1 tRNA gene and 1 rRNA gene are annotated in these 538 nt (G+C 53.3%); both read right to left on the bottom strand.

The annotated features are described in order from the left end of the window. Positions 1-3: 3 nt before the first annotated feature. A tRNA-Glu gene (locus tag DK926_RS26305) sits at positions 4-79 on the bottom strand. Positions 80-164: 85 nt separating this feature from the next. Beyond that, a 16S ribosomal RNA gene (locus DK926_RS26310) occupies positions 165-538 on the bottom strand; the annotation flags it as partial.

The following is a 538-nucleotide window of genomic DNA, read 5'->3' on the forward strand; positions in this document are numbered from 1 at the left end:
CGCTGGCGTCCCCTAGGGGATTCGAACCCCTGTTACCGCCGTGAAAGGGCGGTGTCATGGGCCTCTAGACGAAGGGGACGTATCAGTCTGCTTCGCAAGACGCCTTGCTATTTACTTTTCATCAGACAATCTGTGTGAGCACTGCAAAGAACAGTTCTTTAAGGTAAGGAGGTGATCCAACCGCAGGTTCCCCTACGGTTACCTTGTTACGACTTCACCCCAGTCATGAATCACAAAGTGGTAAGCGCCCTCCCGAAGGTTAAGCTACCTACTTCTTTTGCAACCCACTCCCATGGTGTGACGGGCGGTGTGTACAAGGCCCGGGAACGTATTCACCGTGGCATTCTGATCCACGATTACTAGCGATTCCGACTTCATGGAGTCGAGTTGCAGACTCCAATCCGGACTACGACGCACTTTATGAGGTCCGCTTGCTCTCGCGAGGTCGCTTCTCTTTGTATGCGCCATTGTAGCACGTGTGTAGCCCTGGTCGTAAGGGCCATGATGACTTGACGTCATCCCCACCTTCCTCCAGTTT

The organism is Rhodococcus sp. Eu-32 (assembly GCF_003336925.1).
Taxonomy (GTDB): domain Bacteria; phylum Actinomycetota; class Actinomycetes; order Mycobacteriales; family Mycobacteriaceae; genus Rhodococcoides; species Rhodococcoides kyotonensis_B.